General features: G+C 38.1%; 17 protein-coding genes and 5 tRNA genes. 9 read left to right on the top strand and 13 right to left on the bottom strand.

What is annotated here, in order from left to right; translation table 11 throughout:
• The first annotated feature begins 13 nt into the window (after positions 1-13).
• Both FY049_RS03070 and FY049_RS03065 read left to right on the top strand, forming a co-directional pair.
• The gene (locus tag FY049_RS03070) at positions 14-1,204 is read left to right on the top strand and encodes a putative solute-binding protein (protein WP_446083319.1); all 1,191 of its coding nucleotides are present in this window, start codon (positions 14-16) and stop codon (positions 1,202-1,204) included.
• A 198-nt stretch (positions 1,205-1,402) separates the two neighbouring features.
• Positions 1,403-2,020: a YiiX family permuted papain-like enzyme gene (locus FY049_RS03065; RefSeq protein WP_446083179.1), complete on the top strand. Its 618-nt coding sequence runs from the start codon at positions 1,403-1,405 to the stop codon at positions 2,018-2,020.
• Between the two features lie 85 nt (positions 2,021-2,105).
• Here the strand turns inward: FY049_RS03065 and FY049_RS03060 are convergent.
• From FY049_RS03060 to pyrC, 9 genes are all read right to left on the bottom strand, one after another.
• Positions 2,106-2,181: transfer RNA gene (locus tag FY049_RS03060), tRNA-Glu, on the bottom strand.
• A gap of 42 nt (positions 2,182-2,223) precedes the next feature.
• A tRNA-Glu gene (locus FY049_RS03055) sits at positions 2,224-2,299 on the bottom strand.
• Between the two features lie 133 nt (positions 2,300-2,432).
• Complete coding sequence (locus FY049_RS03050; protein WP_446083178.1) at positions 2,433-3,332, bottom strand: hypothetical protein; 900 nt, start codon at positions 3,330-3,332, stop codon at positions 2,433-2,435.
• A 131-nt stretch (positions 3,333-3,463) separates the two neighbouring features.
• Entirely contained in the window at positions 3,464-4,888 is a 1,425-nt protein-coding gene (locus tag FY049_RS03045; protein ID WP_056514257.1) for an amino acid permease, read from the bottom strand.
• Between the two features lie 334 nt (positions 4,889-5,222).
• A tRNA-Glu gene (locus tag FY049_RS03040) sits at positions 5,223-5,298 on the bottom strand.
• 271 nt (positions 5,299-5,569) lie between these two features.
• A complete protein-coding gene (locus FY049_RS03035) occupies positions 5,570-6,997 on the bottom strand; it encodes an amino acid permease (protein ID WP_327858272.1) in 1,428 nt (475 codons plus the stop codon).
• A 164-nt stretch (positions 6,998-7,161) separates the two neighbouring features.
• A tRNA-Glu gene (locus FY049_RS03030) sits at positions 7,162-7,237 on the bottom strand.
• A 20-nt stretch (positions 7,238-7,257) separates the two neighbouring features.
• Positions 7,258-7,917, bottom strand: a complete 660-nt coding sequence (gene rnt / locus FY049_RS03025; RefSeq protein WP_004722393.1) for a ribonuclease T — start codon at positions 7,915-7,917, stop codon at positions 7,258-7,260.
• Positions 7,902-8,936 carry a dihydroorotase gene (pyrC, locus tag FY049_RS03020; RefSeq protein WP_056514255.1) on the bottom strand — a complete coding sequence of 345 codons (1,035 nt, stop codon included), beginning with the start codon at positions 8,934-8,936 and terminating at the stop codon, positions 7,902-7,904. The genes rnt and pyrC overlap by 16 nt, the downstream gene beginning before the upstream one ends.
• Before the next feature lie 526 nt (positions 8,937-9,462).
• Between pyrC and FY049_RS03015 the strand changes: the two genes are divergently transcribed.
• The 3 genes from FY049_RS03015 (at position 9,463) to FY049_RS03005 (ending at position 11,648) form a co-directional block, all read left to right on the top strand.
• On the top strand, positions 9,463-10,494 hold the full coding sequence (locus FY049_RS03015; RefSeq protein WP_004722390.1) for a L,D-transpeptidase family protein: 1,032 nt from the start codon (positions 9,463-9,465) through the stop codon (positions 10,492-10,494).
• Positions 10,495-10,659: 165 nt separating this feature from the next.
• Positions 10,660-11,241, top strand: coding sequence for a DUF4112 domain-containing protein (locus FY049_RS03010; protein ID WP_056514249.1), 582 nt, complete (start codon positions 10,660-10,662; stop codon positions 11,239-11,241).
• A gap of 53 nt (positions 11,242-11,294) precedes the next feature.
• Positions 11,295-11,648 (top strand): hypothetical protein, encoded by a 354-nt coding sequence (locus FY049_RS03005; RefSeq protein ID WP_004722385.1) that lies wholly within the window; start codon positions 11,295-11,297, stop codon positions 11,646-11,648.
• Between the two features lie 228 nt (positions 11,649-11,876).
• Here FY049_RS03005 and htpX read toward each other — a convergent pair whose 3' ends face one another.
• The gene (gene htpX, locus FY049_RS03000) at positions 11,877-12,782 is read right to left on the bottom strand and encodes a protease HtpX (RefSeq protein ID WP_004819720.1); all 906 of its coding nucleotides are present in this window, start codon (positions 12,780-12,782) and stop codon (positions 11,877-11,879) included.
• A 315-nt stretch (positions 12,783-13,097) separates the two neighbouring features.
• Positions 13,098-13,949 carry a lytic transglycosylase domain-containing protein gene (locus FY049_RS02995; protein WP_374759594.1) on the bottom strand — a complete coding sequence of 284 codons (852 nt, stop codon included), beginning with the start codon at positions 13,947-13,949 and terminating at the stop codon, positions 13,098-13,100.
• 538 nt (positions 13,950-14,487) lie between these two features.
• Between FY049_RS02995 and ttcA the strand changes: the two genes are divergently transcribed.
• Both ttcA and FY049_RS02985 read left to right on the top strand, forming a co-directional pair.
• Positions 14,488-15,396 (top strand): tRNA 2-thiocytidine(32) synthetase TtcA, encoded by a 909-nt coding sequence (gene ttcA, locus FY049_RS02990; protein WP_004722379.1) that lies wholly within the window; start codon positions 14,488-14,490, stop codon positions 15,394-15,396.
• Between the two features lie 225 nt (positions 15,397-15,621).
• Positions 15,622-16,005 carry an SCP2 sterol-binding domain-containing protein gene (locus FY049_RS02985; protein WP_004722377.1) on the top strand — a complete coding sequence of 128 codons (384 nt, stop codon included), beginning with the start codon at positions 15,622-15,624 and terminating at the stop codon, positions 16,003-16,005.
• An 83-nt stretch (positions 16,006-16,088) separates the two neighbouring features.
• On the opposite strand, the gene FY049_RS02980 is transcribed toward FY049_RS02985, so the two are convergent.
• The gene (locus FY049_RS02980; RefSeq protein WP_004722376.1) at positions 16,089-17,198 is read right to left on the bottom strand and encodes a transglycosylase SLT domain-containing protein; all 1,110 of its coding nucleotides are present in this window, start codon (positions 17,196-17,198) and stop codon (positions 16,089-16,091) included.
• A gap of 554 nt (positions 17,199-17,752) precedes the next feature.
• Between FY049_RS02980 and greB the strand changes: the two genes are divergently transcribed.
• Positions 17,753-18,226: a transcription elongation factor GreB gene (gene greB, locus FY049_RS02975; RefSeq protein ID WP_004722375.1), complete on the top strand. Its 474-nt coding sequence runs from the start codon at positions 17,753-17,755 to the stop codon at positions 18,224-18,226.
• Between the two features lie 111 nt (positions 18,227-18,337).
• Positions 18,338-18,427, top strand: a tRNA-Ser gene (locus FY049_RS02970).
• A 203-nt stretch (positions 18,428-18,630) separates the two neighbouring features.
• Here FY049_RS02970 and FY049_RS02965 read toward each other — a convergent pair.
• Positions 18,631-19,671 carry an IS481 family transposase gene (locus FY049_RS02965; protein WP_446083177.1) on the bottom strand — a complete coding sequence of 347 codons (1,041 nt, stop codon included), beginning with the start codon at positions 19,669-19,671 and terminating at the stop codon, positions 18,631-18,633.
• Positions 19,672-19,689 lie beyond the last annotated feature (18 nt).

The raw sequence follows: 19,689 nt of genomic DNA, 5'->3' as shown, positions 1-19,689 counted from the left end.
GTTTGTTATCTCAATGCTTGCATTGGCAAGCAGTTTACCGCTGATGAGCTATGCCGCTCCAGCAGCGCCAAAACTGGATCTTGAGTTATCTGCACATTCAAAGAATAAAATTAAAACCTTAATGAATGATCCAAAAGTTTGGCAACAGATTCCCAAAACAGTCACGCTGTGTGTGTATTCTCCTGATGGCGCCAATAGTGAAGCTTTTGAACAAGCGACCAGTTATATCAGTGAACTGCCACGAATTACACAGATTGCTAAGGAATTTGGGGTGGATATGAAAATTACCCGTCCAACCAAATTGTCGATGCATATTGATTTAAATTATCCAAAATTAAAGAAAACCGCTTCTACGGATATTAATTTAAGAGTTTATACCGATGAACGTGTATTGACTGAGGATTTCCGCAGTAAACGCTGTGATGGTGCTGGAATCAGTAACATTCGTGCACGTCAGTTTAATCCGTTTGTCGGCAGTATTGATGCTATTGGGGCAGTACAAAACTATAAGCAATTAACCACCGTGATCCAGTTACTTGCACGACCTGAGTACGATGCAAAAATGGTCAATCGTGATTATGAAGTGGTGGGGATTGTTCCTTTAGGTGCTGCGTATATCATGGTTAATGATCGCAGTATTGATACCTTATCAAAAGCAGCAGGGAAAAAAGTGGCGGTCATGAACTTTGACGGTACTCAAAAGAAGTTGGTGCAAAATGTTGGTGCACAACCTGTTTCAGTTGATCTATTAACTGTGGGTGGAAAGTTTAATAACAAAGAAGTCGATATTATGGCGGGGCCTGCTTTGTTATTTAAGCCTTTAGAATTGAAAAAGGGTATGACTGATAAAAATGGCAATGTGGTCGGTGGTATTATTCGCTTTCCTTTGATACAGGTCACAGGCACATTAATCATGCATCGGAATAAGTTCCCTGCAGGTATGGGACCAATCGCACGGGAAATGATTTCTAAACAACTCAGCCCAGCATTTCAGTTTGTCGATAAACTGGAGCGAGAAGTTCCAGATAAATATTGGTTTGATATTCGTGAAGCGGATAAACCGGGCTATATTAAGATTATGCGTGAAGCACGTATTCAGATGACCAAAGAAGGCTTCTATGACCCAACAATGATGAAAATTTTGAAAAAGGTTCGATGTGGTCAAACCCCAAGTAGTTTTGAATGTGCTTTAAATGATGAATGATTGGGTTTTGCTCTTGTCTTGATGAGGTATATAAGTCAAAAGCAAAATCACAAACAGCTGATGTTTTTGATTTGAATTAAAAGCTAAAGGAGCAAAATGAAAGTTTATTTTGCTCCTTTTTTATTGCAAAGTTTAGGCAATGCTTTACTACTCTGTTAGATTAAATCCAAGATAAAGAAGATCAAAATTAAGATTTAAATGATGTTAAGAAAACCGTTCAAACTCTTGTTGCTGACAGTGTTGTTTTACGTTAACTCGATATATGCCGCACAGTATCAGACAGGGGATATTATTTTTCATAGCTCTAAATCTGCACAAAGTCTTGTGATTCAAAAAGCCACCCATTCGCCATATAGCCACATGGGAATGATTGTGATGAAACAAGGTCAAGCTTTGGTTTTGGAGGGGATTCAGCCTGTGAAATATACACCGCTTCAACAATGGATCAATCGTGGTGTAAATAAAGCCTATGTCGTGAAGCGTTATCAACCTCAATTAACTGCAGAGCAACAGCACAAGTTAGTCAAACAGGCCGAGACTTATTTAAATAAACCCTATGATGTTTATTTTGAATGGAATGATGACGCAATTTATTGCTCTGAAATTGTATGGAAAGTTTATCAATACGCTTTAGGAATAGAATTGGCGCCCTTGGAAAAATTACAAAGTTTTGATCTCACAGATCGAAGTGTTAAAGCACTTATGCAACAACGCTATGGACAGCATATTCCATTGCAAGAAACTGTGATTGCGCCAAGTGCAATTTTTAATTCAAAGAAACTGAAAATGGTTGACTCGGTTGCTGGCTTGAATTGATTGGAAATATAGCAGGCATAAAAAAACCTGAGTCATGATGCTCAGGCTTTTTATAAGAAGCGGTATATACATACATTCTTGAATGTGGCGACCCTACGGGGATTCGAACCCCGGTTACCGCCGTGAAAGGGCGATGTCCTAGGCCTCTAGACGATAGGGTCAATAAATTGAGGCAGACACTTGAAACTAAACCATTAAATTAATGGCGACCCTACGGGGATTCGAACCCCGGTTACCGCCGTGAAAGGGCGATGTCCTAGGCCTCTAGACGATAGGGTCGTTTCAGAGGTGGGCGTATATTAGGGCGAATAGTGGCAGGTGTCAAACTTTTTTCCACAATAAAAACTGAAATTGCGTTTATATGGATAAAAACAAAGCAATATGAGCAAAGTGGTTAAAATTAAGACCATTATTACGGCTTGGGGTACAGAATGGGATCTAAAATATTTTTAATCACCGCAGGATGTTGTAAGTAGCCTGCGATTTGATGAGGAGTATGAATAAACGTTGAAATCGCGGTATTTAAAATCGCGGGTTGAAAGTCAAAGGGCGCGTTGATCAAAGGAAAAGCAGTTAAAAAATCATCTGGTGAATAGAAATTATGCCAATCACCATTTAGACAATTTGGTCTTTTGATTGGTGGTGCCAGTTTAGACTGAATCACTTTAAAGGCGAGTGGTGAGCCTAAGGTAATAAAGCGTTGTATCTGGTAGTTTGTTTGCAGCTGTTGTAAAAGATTATAGGCAATCACGGTTCCTAATGAATGCGCAACGATAATATGCGGTTGATCGGGTTCTAAGCTAGCGAGTATTCGTTGATGGACTTCATCCATAAACTGAGGATTGGCGAGGTATAAATAAGTTTCGATCAGGAATTTATGAATCAGACTTTCATGAAGTTTTGGAAAATTATTTAAAATTAAAGAGAACTCTTTGAGCGCTTTATCTTTTAACAATTGCGAAGCCAAATACAAGCGTTTGGACAGTTTTAAGTCATGCTCAGGCATGAAGTAGGGCAATATTGGAATTGCGGGAGGGACATTTAAAGTTGTCGTGGGTGACGTTGTTGTATGTTTATGAAAGTGAAAGTTTACCCATGATTTAGGCAGAAAGCTTTCTAAGTCAAAGCGATTGCTTAATTGGTGTTTACTGATTAAATCGCCATAAAAAGCCAAGCGAATATCTAATTGTGCTGTTGAAATAGGCAGTTTAAGTTCATCGATTCCCTGTTGAAGAATATCAATCCAATGTTGCTTTAAACTCTCAGCATTATAATTCTGCTGGTTCATACCATGAATAAAAATAATCTTCATTGGGGTTTTTATAGATTGTTATGTTTAACTATTAAATTACGAGCTTAAACTGATTTTGACTATCTATGAATGTACAAAAAGTGTAGCCAATGGCTACACTTTTTGCTTAGGCATGATCAGTAAGATTTTGTTTAGGATTGTGATTGATCTTTATATAAGAATGCGTAGCTGATATAGCAAATCGCAATAAAGATTAAACAACAAATAAAGCCAACTACCATCTCAGGGTCAAATACCATACTGATACAGGTAATTAAACAGAAGATAAAACCTAAGATCGGCACAATTGGAAACAATGGTGCAGCAAAGCCTAATTCAGCTTTGGTATGACCTTGTTTGTACCATTGACGTCTAAAATTAAATTGGCTCAGACAAATACTCATCCACACCACAACCATGGTAAACGCAGCCACACCCAACAAGTTTTTAAAAATAGTCTCAGGTGCAAATTGTTCTGAAAGCAGACCAGGTAACGCACCGAACATGGTGACAATCACCGCAATATATGGAATACCGCGTGCATTGACTCTAGAAAACAGTGCTGGAAGCTGTTTCTTGGCTGAGAGCGACCACATCATACGTGATGCCGCAAATAGCCCTGAGTTGGCCGCAGACAACAACGCAGTGATGATCACAAAACGGATAATGTCTTCTGCGTATGGAATACCAATATGATCAAATACGGTAACAAATGGGCTGCTACTGACCCCTTCAGCATGTAATCCTGCCATTTGGTGAGGCAGCAGTGCACTAATTACGATGATAGTACCGACAAAGAAAATCAATAAACGCCAAATAGCAGTATTGATGGCTTTAGGCACATTTTTCGCGGGATCTTCAGTTTCACCCGCAGCAACGCCAATCAACTCAGTGCCAGAGAAAGCAAAGTTCACGATTAACATGGTGGTGAAGATTGGGAAAAGGCCTTGTGGGAACCAGCCTTCATCGGTCAAATTACTAAATAACGGTGCTGAAGTATGTCCCTGATAATTTAAAATACCAAAAATTGCCAAAAGGCCAAAAAGAATAAAGGCAATTACCGTGATGACTTTGACCAAAGAGAGCCAGAACTCAGATTCGGCAAACCATTTGGTTGAACTCATATTTAAGCCAAACACGATTGCTGCAAAAATCAGCGTCCATAACCACATTGAGATATGCGGAAACCATTCTTGCATCAACAAAGCCGCAGCAGTAAATTCAGTGCCTAGTGTTGCTGACCATGTTAGCCAATACAGCCAAGTAACGGTGTATCCGGTACCTGGACCAATGTATCGTTGCGCATAAGTACCAAATGAACCAGACTCAGGCATATGAACAGCAAGTTCACCTAAGCACAACATCACCATATAGGCAATTACACCGCCGAGGATGTAAGAGATAATGGCACCAATCGGACCGGTTTGTGAGATCACCTCACCAGAACCTAAAAAAAGCCCTGTACCGATTGCACCACCAAGCGAAATCATCACCAAGTGACGAGTACTCATTGCTCGTTTGAGTGGTGAAGAATTAGATGATACCTGAGCATCATTTTGATTTGGTGATGACTGCATAAGCTTCAGATGGAAATAAAACGAGAAGCGCGCTATTTTAGCCCAATTCATAAATAGTGCAATGATTGAGTGTTGCTAATGCTCAATAAGCAATACTATAAATCACCGCGATTTTATGGTTTTTATAAATAAATATTTAAATCAATTATTTATATTTAACTCTGCACTGATTATTTTAAATTAAAAATCCAGATTATTGATGAAAAAACAATCTTTTAAATATGATGGGATGGTGGTTTTTAACTGCTTTAAATACGATAGATATAAAAAAGCCTGAGTCGTATTGCTCAGGCTTTTTTACAAGAAAGTTTTATTTTAACAACCTTCTCAAATATGGCGACCCTACGGGGATTCGAACCCCGGTTACCGCCGTGAAAGGGCGATGTCCTAGGCCTCTAGACGATAGGGTCGTAATGAGGTGATGCGTATATTAAGGATAAAAGACATTTTTGTCAAAATGGATTTATCGAAAAAGCGTTTAACTGATGAATCTATAAGCGAATCATCATGTATTTGTTTTTAATTTAGCCAGAAAGCTATTTTTTGCTTTTTAGAAGAATCCAAATCAAATAAAAACGGCTTGATTCATATATGGATCACTGAAAAATTATGCTACGGATTAAAAGCCTAAAATAGAAAAGCCCGTATGAATACGGGCTGATCAGTGATTTACAATGCGACTTAATTTTTCTGATGATAAAGCCAGTAATAAGTTGCATAACATGCTGCCATAAACACTAAACAACCAATAAAGCCAGAAAGCATTTCCGGATCTGCTGCCATACTTAAACCAGTTGCGGTACAAGTGATAAAGCCAAGAATTGGTACAACGGGATACCACGGCGTTTTAAATTTTAAATCAGCCAGTGTTTTACCGCTGGCTAACCATTTACGACGGAAATTAAACTGACTCCAGCAAATACTCATCCACACGATAACCATGGTAAATGCTGCCACACCGAGTAAGTTTTTAAAGATCACATCTGCGCCAAATTGCTCCGACAGTAAACCGGGTAAACCCCCAATCATGGTCACAAAAATTGCAACAACAGGGGTGCCTGATTTGGTCAGTTTGGAAAAAACTCGAGGTAATTGTTTTTGAATTGAAAGCGCCCACATCATACGAGATGCCGCATATAGTCCTGAATTAGCAGTGGACAAAAGCGCTGTAATGATCACAAAACGCATGATGTCTTCTGCGTAAGGAATTCCAATCAAGTTAAATACAGAAACAAAGGGACTATTACTGATCCCTTCACCATGCGCGGCTAGGCCAGCATCTTGATAGGGCAATAATGAACTGATGACAATAATGGTACCAACAAAGAAAATCATTAACCGCCAAACCGCAGCATGAATCGCTTTTGGGACATTTTTTTCAGGATTTTCAGTTTCACCAGCAGCAATCCCAATCATCTCAGTACCATTAAAGGCAAAATTTACAATCAGCATGGTGGCAAAAATAGGAAATAAACCATTGGGTAACCAGCCATGTGCGGTTAAATTACTGAATAAAGGTACAGTTTCATGACCATGGAAGGGAATTAATCCAAATATTGCGGTTAGGCCGAGTAAGATAAATACCAGTACCGTTGCAACTTTAACAAAAGACAACCAAAACTCGGACTCTGCAAAAAAGCGTGTTGAGGTTAGATTGGAAATCAAGACGGCAATAATAAAGACCAAGGTCCATAACCAGATGGAGGTTGTTGGAAACCATTCCTGCATCAGCATGGCTGCCGCAGTAAATTCAGTCCCCAAGGTGGCAGACCAGCCAAGCCAGTACATCCATGACACCATGTAACCTGTGCCTGGTCCAATATTTTTAGCTGCAAAAGCACCAAAAGATCCGGTCACAGGTTGATTGACCGCAAGTTCGCCTAAGCACAGCATCACCATATAGGCAATTAAACCACCGATAATATAGGCAATCACTGCACCAATTGGCCCAGCTTGTGCAATCACTTCACCTGAACTTAAAAATAAGCCTGTACCAATCGCACCGCCTAATGACAACATAATCAGATGGCGTTTGGTCATGGATCTTTTTAAGACAATAGCTTGCCCATCAGCGACAGTGTGCTGATTCGATTGATCAGGTGATTGCATATTTGATGTCATTGAACTTTAAAGAGATATTTTAGATTAAAATGCCAAAATTGACAAAATAAAATAAGCCATCAACTTCTAAAGTCTAAAGAACGAGGGATGAAATAAAATAACGGAGTCAAGAAAATCAAAAAAGAGAGAAAGAAATTATAAAAATAATTAGATGGCGACCCTACGGGGATTCGAACCCCGGTTACCGCCGTGAAAGGGCGATGTCCTAGGCCTCTAGACGATAGGGTCGTTTAGAAGATGGCGATATCTTATTGATCCGCCACCAAATTGTCAAGTAAGTGAGGTGCGAGTTTGTTCAAAATATAGCAAAACAGTTCAGCCGTCTTTTGAGTATCGTACAAGGCAGAGTGAGCCTCTTTACCATCGAACTCAATTCCAGCTTGAATACATGATTTAGCCAAAACAGTTTGACCAAACATGACCGCACTTAAAGTCACAGTATCAAATACAGAAAAACTATGAAAAGGGTTTTGATTTTTACTGCCAGTTCGCGCAATTGCAGCTCTTAGGAAACCTAAATCAAAGTGGGCATTGTGTCCGACCAAGACCGCATGGGTACAATGTTGCTGACGACGTACTTCATTAACCGCCTTAAAAATACGCTTTAATGCTGTTTTCTCGTCTTCAGCCATTGCCATACGCATTGGATTAAATGGATCTACACCAATAAAGTCCAAAGAGCGACGATCTAAATTTGCACCTTCAAAAGGATTGATGTGCGCATGATGTGCTTCACCTGGAACAAATTTTCCTTCAGCATCATACACAATCGGGATGCATGCGATTTCAAGCAATGCATCGGTATCTGCATTAAAACCTGCTGTTTCAACGTCAACTACAACGGGTAAAAAACCACGAAAGCGTTGTCCAATCACAGGTAATGTTTCAGTTGTCACACCTTTCTCCATTGGATGGTTTTTCCAGCATAAAGTGGAATAATGTGTTCACCATCCAAATAATCTAAACTTTCAGGGATTACCTGATCTTCTTTGACAAGGGTAATCTTATTTGTGTTGCGAGGCAAACCATAGAAGTCTGCACCAAACATACTGGCAAAACCTTCTAGGCGTTCGATTTTGTTGACTTGATCAAAAGCCTGAGCATAAAGCTCAATTGCTGTAGGTGCGCTGTAGCAACCTGCACAACCACATGCATTTTCTTTGGCATTTTTAGAATGTGGCGCACTGTCAGTACCTAAGAAAAATTTAGGACTGCCGCTAGTGGCAACTTCAAGTAAAGTTTGTTGATGGGTTTGACGCTTTAAAATCGGTAAACAATAAAAGTGCGGTTTTATGCCACCGACCAACATATCATTACGGTTAAACAGTAAATGTTGTGGTGTGATCGTCGCAGCAACATTACGATCTTGTTCAAGCACAAAATGCGCAGCTTCACTGGTGGTAATATGTTCTAACACCAATTTTAATTTCGGAAATTGTTTAAGTAACGGTGAAAGTACTTCGTCTAAAAAGCGTTTTTCACGGTCAAAAATATCCACATGCTGATGGGTAACTTCACCATGTAACAATAATGGTACTTGATGTTCTTCAAGTTGTTCAATTACTGCATAGACTTTACGAATGTCACTGACACCATTATCCGAGTTGGTTGTTGCACCAGCAGGATAGAGTTTAATTGCATTGACGAATTGAGACTCTTTGATTTTGCGAACTTCATCTGGAGAAGTATGGTCGGTAAAATACAGTACCATCCGTGGGTCAAAATCAACCCCTTCAGGAACATGTGCCATAATACGGTCACGATAAGCATTCGCTTCATCTACAGTTTTCACAGGTGGAACGAGGTTCGGCATACAAATCGCACGGGCAAATTGTTTGGCTAGATCTGGAACTGTACGTTTTAAGGCAAGACCATCACGCAGATGGGCATGCCAGTCATCTGGCTGAAGCAAAGTGATCGTATTCAAGGCAATTCTTACTAACAAAATAAATGAGATGATAATCTATAACACTTTAAAATGATAACAGCTATTTCTAATCAATAATTCAAATTAAATGATTAAAAACAAATCTAAAGCTTATATTTTGTTCGGATTGGTCATGTATGTGTCATGATTGGGTGTTAATGCTGAGTAGAAAATCTACAACTGTATAACATGGCAATGATTTTCAATTGCTTAATTTGAATTTATTTTAAAATTACCGTTTTTAAATGATTAAATAGTCAAAATGTACTATTGCATATTTTTCTTAAAAAATGATAATAAAGTCATACAAAGATAAACTTCGAACATACATAATTATTCATTTTATGAATAAACACGCTATTGACCTTATACAATTGTGTTTAAAGCCTTGAGAATATAAATGATCGGCTCAAGGTGTGTGTGACGTCGCTTTTATTGTTCGAGATCAGTATACTATGTATCTGTAATACAATAGTTTATTAGATAAGTATATCAATTATAATATTGAGTTAATAGAGAGCTTTATATGGGCAAGTTTCTGCCAAACCTGATTTGCATCATGTGTCTTGTGGGTTTAAATATTCAAAGTCAAATTTTTGCCAAACAAAATGTTAAAGCTGATAAAAGTCAAGAAGCGATAAAAGCGGACTTAAAACAAGATTGGTCAGTCAATAGTATCAATACAGCCAATTGGTCAGAAAATATTGGCAGAGGACAATTCCCCGTTTATGCCCGTGCACAAGTGATGCTCAATAATTTACATGCTTCGCCTGGGCCAATCGACGGTAAAAGTGGCAAGAACTTTTTAAAAGCACTTGCCGCGTATCAACAGATTAAAAGTTTACCAATTAGTGGTGAACTGGATAAACAGACTTGGGACAGTTTGTTAAAAAATCAAAAAACTGCAGCGTTTGGAACTTATCAAATTACTGCCGCGGATATTAAAGGACCTTATGCCAAAGCAATTCCGCGAAATTATGCCCAACAAGCAAAAATGCCGGGTTTGTATTACACCCGTGTGAGTGAAATGTTAGGTGAAAAGTTTCATATTGATGAAGACTTTCTTAAACAACTCAATCCAAAAGCTAACTTTAAAAAAGTAGGCGAAACTATCAATGTACCGATCGTACGTAATGATTTGCCTGAAGGTGTGGCCTTAATTATTGCGCATAAGCCTGCTCGACAACTTTATTTATATAATAGTACAAATCAAATGATTGCATCTTTTCCTGCCACAATTGGGGGTTCTGGTACACCATCCCCGAAAGGGACGCATAAGGTCATTAAAGTTGCACCAAACCCTGTCTATGGTTATAACCCGAAAAACTTTGTTCAAGGGAGCAACCGTCAAAAGCTGGCATTACCGCCTGGCCCAAATGGTCCTGTTGGTAATATGTGGATTGCTTTAAGTAAACCGACATTTGGTATTCATGGTACGCCGAATCCTTCATTAATTTCAAAGACCGCTTCTCATGGTTGTATTCGTTTGACCAATTGGGATGCCAATGATTTAGGTCGCAAGGTTCAACCGGGGACCGTGGTTAAGTTCTTAGATTAATCCCGTTGTATATCCGAAAAGGCTGAGTACTTTAAAAGAGGGCTCAGCTTTTTTTATTGCGTAGATAAAATTTTGCTGCTGTAAATATTAAACTTATACACAACATACTGAATTTATTGGGTATGATCAATTTAACTTAACCATGTCAAAAAAATTGAAATCTTTATGGGTACAGAAAAAAAATTATCTACTCAAGAAGTCATTAAACTTGAACGAGATTTGGCTAAATTTGCCAATATGATGGATTCGGTGGTGCGTATTCCATTTACCAAGCAAGGGGTTGGGGCTGATGCTGCACTCAGTACCATACCGATTGCTGGTGATGTCGCGGGTTTTGTGCTGACTTGCTATGCAGTTTATAAAGCCAAACAGATTGGCGTGCCTCAAGCTAAACTCAATGGAGTATTAAAACTGGCTGTGATGGATGGGGTTGTGGGATGTATACCGATCGCTGGAACCTTATTCGATATTTTTATTCGGCCCAGTCGTAGAGCTTTAGACGTTGTACATGACCATATTCAAGAAGAATATCAGATTTATAGCGATGATCATGTGGTTCACCCATTTTTACATGAGAAGCTAGAACAAAAGCAACAGTATTCCGCATTTTGGCGTAACCCTGTCATTGCTTGGATTTGGATTCATATTCCCGATATTTTAGGCTTGATTGTTTTAATCCTGATTGGACTTGCGATGTGGTTTGGCGTAAATATGTTGTGGGATTGGTATCAAAGCTATCGTGCTTAAATTCCAACATTGAATTGATTTGAAAATGTAGATATTAAAATACAGAGGTGATCATGCAAGATTATATTTCGGCAAACCTTCCTGCTATTGATTTTGATCATACTCGTAAATTTTATGCATTCTTAGGTTTTCAGTGTGATTATCAGTCCACAGAATGGATGATCTTAAGTAAAGACAGTTTGTTGGTTGAGTTTTTCCATCACCCCAATTTAAATCCAAAAGAATCATGGTTTAGTGCTTGCTTAAGAACACATGTCTTGAAAGATCTGTTTCATTTTTGGCAAGGTTTAGATTGGGCACAATTCCCAGAAGCACGAATAACTGAAATTCAGTATCTCGAAGAAATTGATATGTTTTGTGTGATTGATCCGAATGGAAGTTTAATTCGTTGTATTCAGTTAGATTAATCCCCCAAATTGGTATTGGTATTGGTATTGGTATTGGTATTGGTATTGGTATTGGTATTGGTATTGGTATTGGTATTGAAAGAAAGTAAGAAAGTAAGAAAGATAGAAATTGCGCGGTAAATATTGGATAAAGCAAAAACTAAAATATGATCTACCCATAAACAAAGCCTCCATATTGGAGGCTTTGTTTTTCTATGAGATCACTACGATTGAGCGAGCGTGTATAGATTAAGGTAAATTGAGTTGGCGTAAAGCGGCAACACGTTGCTCGATGCTTGGGTGAGTTTGGAATAAAGCAGCCAAACTAAAACCTTGCTCTTTACCTTCTGCGATCGCAAAAGCTTTCATTTCTTTCGGCATTTGATCTGGCATTTCAGATTCAGCCTGTAGACGCAATAAAGCGGAAATCATGGCTTCTTTACCTGCAAGTTGAGCACCAGCTTCATCTGCACGGTATTCACGATAGCGAGAGAACCACATTACGATTGCCGAAGCCAATATACCGAAGACGATATCAAGCACGATGGTAATCGCAAAATAAGCCAGTCCAGGCGCTTCACCATCTTGACGGCCAAAGACATTACGGTCAATAAAATCACCAACCACACGGGCAAAGAACATTACAAAGGCGTTCACTACACCTTGAATAAGGGATAATGTGACCATGTCACCATTAGCAACGTGACCAATCTCATGCGCAAGCACGGCACGCAATTCATCTTTGTTCATGCGTTCAAGCAAACCTGTTGAAACCGATACAAGTGCATCGTTTTTATTCCAACCTGTGGCAAACGCATTCGACTGATAAGATGGGAAAATACCAACATCTGGCATTTGAATACCAGCACGTTGGGAAAGTTGAGCAACCTCTTGTAATAACCAAACTTCGGCTTGGTTACGAGGAGCATTCGGGTCAATTAATTCAGTACCTGTGGTTTTTAGCGCCATCCATTTGGACATAAATAGGGAGATTAAAGAACCTACCATACCAAACACTAAACAGATGACCATCAGGTTGCCTAATTTAAGACCGCCAGCGCCGTAGTAACTACCAACACCTAATAATGATAGGATAATGCCAGCTACAACCAGTACCGCGAGGTTGGTTAGCAAAAACAAACCAATCCGCATCATGGAGAGAACCCTCTTATAAATAATAAATAATATGATGTATTAAAATAAATCATGAAATTCAATATGAGGTTTACATGATTAAAATTCAAGAATAAGAGGGAAAAATCTAGCTAGCAAAAAATGACAAATTCAATTGAAAGGGATAGTGGATAAAGAATTTATTTAAAAAAATAGGCAAGTTAAAAAAAGATTCTCTGTATTAGAGAAAACATTATTTTTTTCAGCAATTTGTTGAAAATATGTAATTGCACAAATTACGTGCTTTATTTTCTATTTCAATAGGGCTATTAATTGGATTCTAAGTGCAGATAAGCATTAGTTGCCAATGGTGATTTGTGCTGTCGCACTGGCATGTGCTGTTGAATAAGAACCCGCAGGTGCATCTGTGTAAGTCCCATCAGAAGCAATAATAATTGGTCGAGAACTATATTTTACTGGTTGAATATTTGAACTGTTGCTGATTTGTGGTGTCGGCTCTACTTGATTGGAGAAATCATTTTGATTTGATTGGGCAATGATTTGTCCAGTACTGGTTGAAGTGCCAATATTATTTGCAGATAAATTTAAACCACCAGCATAGAGGTTGTTTAAACGACTGGTGACACGTTTGACATAGTCTTGGGTTTCACGGAAGGGAGGAATACCGCCGTATTTGTCCACATTCCCTTCACCAGCATTATAAGCCGCTAAAGCTAAACTGGTATTGCCATTAAAGCGTTTCATTAACCAACTGAGATATTTGGCACCACCAAAAATATTCTGCTGTGGATCATACGAGTTGGACACATTGAAGCGACGAGCCGTTGCAGGCATCAGTTGCATTAAACCTTGCGCACCAACAGGAGAACGGGCATTGGTATTAAAGCCAGACTCGGTATGCATCACTGCTTTGATTAAGCCTTCAGACACACCATGCGTCTGCGCAGCTTGACGGATAATACTATCAAAGGAATTTTTACTTTTACTATAACTCGGCAGTACTGCAGATTCTGAGCTGCCCCAATTGCTATAACTATGAATATTACTGTCTTTATAATAAGTCACTTTGACTTTTTGCAGTGAACGATCCGAATTTTTCCGATTGGTCAGTAAGGTTGTACCATTTTGGTCTTTGTAGAAATAAATTTGACCTGCAAACGTTTGCGATGTAAATGAAGCAAAGCTCATACATCCTAAAATAGACACTAGCGAACCCGTAATTAATTTTTTCATTTTGTAGTAATTAAAATATTTCCCCAATTTTTGGGAGTTTAACAAAGTTATTGAACAAGAAAAACTATGAATTGAGTTTTAACAATACAATCGCAAAAAAGCAAGTGCTATTTGTTGGCATATTAATCAAAAAAAATTTTATATTTTTTTTTAAATATATTTATTGACTATGCTAAACAATTGAAAAATATATATAAAATATAATGGTTAAAAAATGATCAATCTAAAGAGAATGCCCATCATTGCGTGAGAAAACTTTGTCAAGCCCCGAACAATCCACAATTTTATCCACAGGTTTTGTGGAAAACTGTGGAAAAGTCCAAAAGATAAGCACTTCGGCTAAAAAATGAACTGAGCCGTCTATTTTAAATGTGGAAATACGACAGGAAGATGACCAGATAAAAATTGATGCAAAATAAAAAAATCTTTAGATGCGATTAATGTTCAAATCAGATAAAATTGCCCAGTATTTTTTTATGGGTTTATCTCGTCTATGTACTCGCCAGTTGAGTCCGAACAAGGATTTAATTTTAAACCAGAGCTTCCAACAAGTTCAGCTTATTATCGTCTTTTGAAAAAACTTCGTCGTCAAGTCGGCCATGCAATTCGTGACTTTAAAATGATTGAGGAAGGCGATAAGGTAATGGTCTGTGTTTCTGGTGGGAAAGACAGTTACACCTTGCTTGATATTTTGTTGCAATTTAAACGTATTGCACCGATCAACTTTGATGTTGTCGCAGTGAACTTGGATCAAAAGCAACCTGGTTTTCCTGAAGATGTGTTACCGAAATATTTGGAAGAAAACAATATTCCTTATTATATTTTGGAAAAAGATACTTATAGCATCACCAAGCGTTTGACACCTGAAGGGAAAACTTACTGTGCAGTGTGTTCACGTTTACGTCGTGGTTCACTCTACGGTTTTGCGCAAGAGATTGGTGCGACCAAAGTGGCATTGGGTCATCATCGCGATGATATCATTGCAACCTTCTTCTTGAATCTATTCCATGGTGGTAGCTTAAAAGCGATGCCACCAAAACTATTGTCTTCGGATAAAAAGAACATTTTGATTCGTCCTTTGGCTTATGTCGAAGAAAAAGACATCATCAAATATGCTGAAATTCGTAAATTCCCGATTATTCCATGTAACTTATGTGGTTCTCAGGAAAACTTACAACGTGCCATGTTAAATGACATGCTACGTGGTTGGGATAAACAATATCCAAAACGTTTGCATAGCATTTTTGGTGCATTGCAGAATGTTTCACCGTCTCAATTGGCTGACCGTGATTTATTTGATTTTGAAAAATTGGATGAAGAACGTGAATTCGATATGAAATGTGATACGGAAGAAATGAAAAAGCGTTTAGATGTTGTAAATCTTAGTTTTGCAGCAGATTGATCTTTTTTGCCAATTAAATGAACGAATCGGGCATTCATATTGAGATGAGTGCCTGATTTAAAAAAATAAAACGATAAAACCGATAAAACATGAACAGTCCGTACAAAAAACTTTAGCCCAAATTGAAATTATCATGCTATAACATTGGGCAAGCAAAACTGCTTCAACCTGATGTTGTCTGGATAGATAACACAATAAATTGAATAAATAATTTGAGGAATGAACATGCCTGCATTTTTAACTGATGATTGGTTTGCAAATGTTGAAAAATTAACTGCTGAAGCAGGTGATTTAAACTTACCACCAGCACTTTCAGGTTTAGCAATTAATTTGGTTGTTGCAGATGCAGATGGCAACACAGAGCTTGCTTTAGACGGCGGAAAAATCGTCAAAGGTAGTTCTGCAAATGCGAAAACAACATTGAACATGGATGCTGAAACACTTCGTAAAGTATTCTTAGAATTTGATATGGCTGCTGCTATGCAAGCATTTATGACAGGCAAAATCAAAGTTCAAGGTGATATGTCTCAATTGATGGCTTTACAAACAGCCAAGCCAAGCCAAGAGCAAAAAGATTTATTTAAGAAAGTATTAGAGCAAACTGCTTAATCTTTTTACAATAAAAAAGCTTACCCGAGAGTAAGCTTTTTTATTGCCTGATTTTTACAAATCCAATCGATTTAAAATACAGATTAAATTTCTAGTAATCGAGGTGTGGTCTTAATGTGTTCTAAATAAGCCCGAATACGTGTGACATACTGTACCGCTTGTTTATAACGACCATTACTTGCTTGATTACGTGTCAAATAATTATAAAGATTCATCCAGTCATTGGGATCTTTACCTTGTGCTTTGATGCGCTTTTGAATACCTTCAACTGCACCAGGACCCATATTGTATGCAACCAAAGCATACCAATGACGATCTGGATTACGAATATAAGAATAACGACTCAACATCATATCAAAATATTTTGCGCCGCCTTGGATACTCTGAGCGGGGTCACTTCGATTACTGACACCCATTTCTTTGGCTGTGGTATTGGTCAACATCATCAAACCACGGACACCTGTGGGAGAAACAGAGTCTGGTTTTAAATATGATTCTTGATAACCAATTGCAGCAAGTAGGTGCCAATCTAAGCCATATTGCTGTGCAGAGCGCTTAAAGCTGGCTTTATAAATCGGTAGACGAGAACTTAAGTCACGTTGAATCACGTTCCAATCGTCTTTCTTGACGACATTACGATTATAAAATGAGGCAAGTTGCTGGGTTGAGCCATTTTGTTTGCTTTGGCAAATGAAACCACTTGCTGTTGCTGTTAATGGATCTTCAGCTTGTTTAAATACCCAATTTAATTCTGGGTTTAAACCATTACTTTTTAAACTGTTGAAATCACCACAGCTTGCTGAAAATGAGGTTAAGCGTTCTGCTTCGATGCTTTGCATATTTGCGGTGGTAATCGCAAAATTCGCCTTACCTTGAGCAACCATTTTCAATGCTGTTGCATTGTCAGAAACAGTTTTAAGCTCAAGTTTAACGTTTAAACTTTCAGCATAGTTATGGGCTAAGTCATAGCCGAAGCCATGCTTGTAGTCTCCATCCTTAAACACGATGCTTGGATTGGAAACCGCAACTACAGTCAATTTACTCGAATTAACTACAGCATTGTATTGATTGTTCTTACTCGCATTAATACTAAAAGGAATTAATGCAGTGGATAAAACTAAAGTTTTGATTGGCAGCGCACGAAAAAATGAGTTAAGGCTAAGCCTCGACCCAGAGGTTGAACTACTGTGCATGTTGTCTCCGCTACAAGTAATTTATTGCCCTAAAAAGTAATAAGCACAAAAACGCTTAAAAACTTCTTATAGTTGGTAAATTCAATAAGGGTGGGCAGTCATGAACGTCATTCAAAAAATGACATGTGGAATAGAAAGATTTTGCAGAAAAACTACAAAATTAAAAAAATAAACTCATAAAACATGTGCGCATAATATAGGCGGTTTTTAGATCTGTCAAACTTTGTATGAAAAATGATCAATTTTAAATATTTAAGGTGATGATTTTTAAAGAAATATTTTTTAAAAAATTGCAGGGATTTTAAAACTGAAATACGCTGCCAAAAACTGTAAGCAAATGTTCCAAATGTAAGTTAAGAATTACCACTTTTAAAAGGTTTTCTGATTGAATTTTCTGTCTGAATTTAAATAGGAAAAAAACGATTTTATTGCTTTTTAAAACTTAAAATGCGCTATTTTTGAGCTGACATCTTTACGCTATTGGCTGTAGACTGTAGCAACTTTTTTTAAAAAATAAGTATCAAGTGCATATGTATTTTAAATGGTTTTAAATCATGAAATCTAATTTAATTACCCGTTCAGGGCATGATCTGTTGGTTGCAGAGTTACAACATCTCTGGCGCGAAGAGCGACCTGAAATTACCAAGAAAGTGACATGGGCTGCCAGTCTGGGTGATCGTTCTGAAAATGCTGATTACCAGTATAATAAGCAGCTGCTTCGAAAAATCGATCGTCGTGTACGTTATTTGGGGAAGCGTTTAGAAGAATTACGAATTATCGATTTTTCTCCAGAACAAGCAGGTAAAGTGTATTTTGGTGCTTGGGTTGAAATAGAAAATGACGAAGGTGAACAAAAAACCATACGTCTGGTCGGGGTAGATGAAATTTATGATCATCATCCGCAACATGTCTCAATTGATTCACCGATGGCAAGAGCTTTACTGTCTAAACAAGTCGATGATGAGGCAGAAGTGGATACACCATCAGGTAAAAAACGTTGGTATATCAATTCAATTCGTTATGAATAGCTTGAATATTCATCAAATTAGCGAGATTTGATTTTATTTTGTACATTTGATTGAAGAAATACTGAAAAAGATTTGCCAAGTTGCAATTTTATTTATATGATAGCCGCCATTGGAAGCGTGGCAGAGCGGTTTAATGCACCGGTCTTGAAAACCGACGAGGGTGTGAGTCCTCCGTGAGTTCGAATCTCACCGCTTCCGCCAAATATTAAATTAAGCCCTTGTTTTTACAAGGGCTTTTTTCTTGAATATGCTTTTGTCCCACATTGTAACCCACATAAAACTTTGGATTGGATTAATCACAATAAGAATAATTCAGATAGCGTTAGATTATTGGTAAATTGAGTTTAAGTGTAGTAGCTCAAACCTGATCTGACAGTTACCGATATTTGATTGAGACTGTCAGGTTAAATTTGAGCTAAATTCTTTTTAGCCCAAATATGTTTTCCATCAAGTAATGTTTCAAATGGCGTTCTGCCATTACATACTTTACCCTGATGTGTTCGTTCAGTATTATAGAATTTCAGCCAACTGTCTAGATCAAGCTGTAACTCTTCTAATGAGCTATAGAGTTTCTTTCGAAAAGTAATCTGATAAAACTCTTGCAATATCATTTTATGGAAACGCTCACAAATTCCATTCGTTTGAGGTGATGCTGCTTTGGTCTTGGTGTGATCAATATCATTCAGCGCTAAATAAAGCTCATAATCGTGATGTTCGACCTTACCGCAATATTCCGTGCCTCTGTCTGTCAGAATACGAAGCATTGGTAATCCATGGGACTCATAGAATGGCAACACTCGGTCATTCAATAAATCTGCGGCTGTGATAGGTGTCTTGGTTGTATACAGCTTGCAGTGAACTACTTTGCTATAGGTGTCAATAAAGGTTTGCTGATAAATACGCCCAACGCCTTTTAGATTGCCAACATAGAAAGTATCTTGTGCTCCAAGGTAGCCTGGATGATGTGTTTCAATTTCACCACAAGCAACATCATCTTCATGTTTTTGTTCTAATGCTGCAATCTGCTGATCATTCAACTGAATGCCTTCTTGAGCAACTTTCATTTCAAGCGCCTTTAATCGTTTTTTGAAATTCTCAAGATTGTGCCTAAGCCAAATGGAACGTACACCACTGCCAGATACGAAGATGCCAATCTGACGTAACTCATTACTGGTTCTATGCTGACCATAAGCTGGATATTGGATTGCAAAATCAATAACAGCTTGTTCTGTTTGTTCATCCACTCGATTTTTAAAATTTGGAGTTCTGCGACTTTGGTTAATGAGTGCATCCATATTGCCTGTACTGGCAAGTTCTTGATAGCGATAGAAGGTATCTCTAGATACTCCCATAACTTTACAAGCTTTGGATACGTTCTGAAGTTCTTCTACCAAATTCAGCAGGCCGACTTTGTGTTTGATGATTTGATTGTTAGTATGCAACATGAGAAGTTACCTTTATTG

This window comes from Acinetobacter sp. 1125_18A, assembly GCF_052824985.1.
Note: the sequence above shows the minus strand (reverse complement) of the source record. Positions and strands in the feature narration are given on the sequence as shown.

Coding starts and splice junctions, on each gene's coding strand:
- ttcA (WP_004722379.1), top strand. CDS start 14,488: ATGTACTCGCCAGTTGAGTCCGAACAAGGATTTAATTTTAAACCAGAG.
- FY049_RS03005 (WP_004722385.1), top strand. CDS start 11,295: ATGCAAGATTATATTTCGGCAAACCTTCCTGCTATTGATTTTGATCAT.
- FY049_RS02965 (WP_446083177.1), bottom strand. CDS start 19,671: ATGTTGCATACTAACAATCAAATCATCAAACACAAAGTCGGCCTGCTG.
- greB (WP_004722375.1), top strand. CDS start 17,753: ATGAAATCTAATTTAATTACCCGTTCAGGGCATGATCTGTTGGTTGCA.
- FY049_RS03065 (WP_446083179.1), top strand. CDS start 1,403: ATGATGTTAAGAAAACCGTTCAAACTCTTGTTGCTGACAGTGTTGTTT.
- FY049_RS02980 (WP_004722376.1), bottom strand. CDS start 17,198: ATGCACAGTAGTTCAACCTCTGGGTCGAGGCTTAGCCTTAACTCATTT.
- FY049_RS02995 (WP_374759594.1), bottom strand. CDS start 13,949: ATGAGCTTTGCTTCATTTACATCGCAAACGTTTGCAGGTCAAATTTAT.
- htpX (WP_004819720.1), bottom strand. CDS start 12,782: ATGATGCGGATTGGTTTGTTTTTGCTAACCAACCTCGCGGTACTGGTT.
- FY049_RS03015 (WP_004722390.1), top strand. CDS start 9,463: ATGGGCAAGTTTCTGCCAAACCTGATTTGCATCATGTGTCTTGTGGGT.
- FY049_RS03045 (WP_056514257.1), bottom strand. CDS start 4,888: ATGCAGTCATCACCAAATCAAAATGATGCTCAGGTATCATCTAATTCT.
- FY049_RS02985 (WP_004722377.1), top strand. CDS start 15,622: ATGCCTGCATTTTTAACTGATGATTGGTTTGCAAATGTTGAAAAATTA.
- rnt (WP_004722393.1), bottom strand. CDS start 7,917: ATGGAGAAAGGTGTGACAACTGAAACATTACCTGTGATTGGACAACGC.
- FY049_RS03070 (WP_446083319.1), top strand. CDS start 14: ATGCTTGCATTGGCAAGCAGTTTACCGCTGATGAGCTATGCCGCTCCA.
- FY049_RS03050 (WP_446083178.1), bottom strand. CDS start 3,332: ATGAAGATTATTTTTATTCATGGTATGAACCAGCAGAATTATAATGCT.
- FY049_RS03010 (WP_056514249.1), top strand. CDS start 10,660: ATGGGTACAGAAAAAAAATTATCTACTCAAGAAGTCATTAAACTTGAA.
- FY049_RS03035 (WP_327858272.1), bottom strand. CDS start 6,997: ATGCAATCACCTGATCAATCGAATCAGCACACTGTCGCTGATGGGCAA.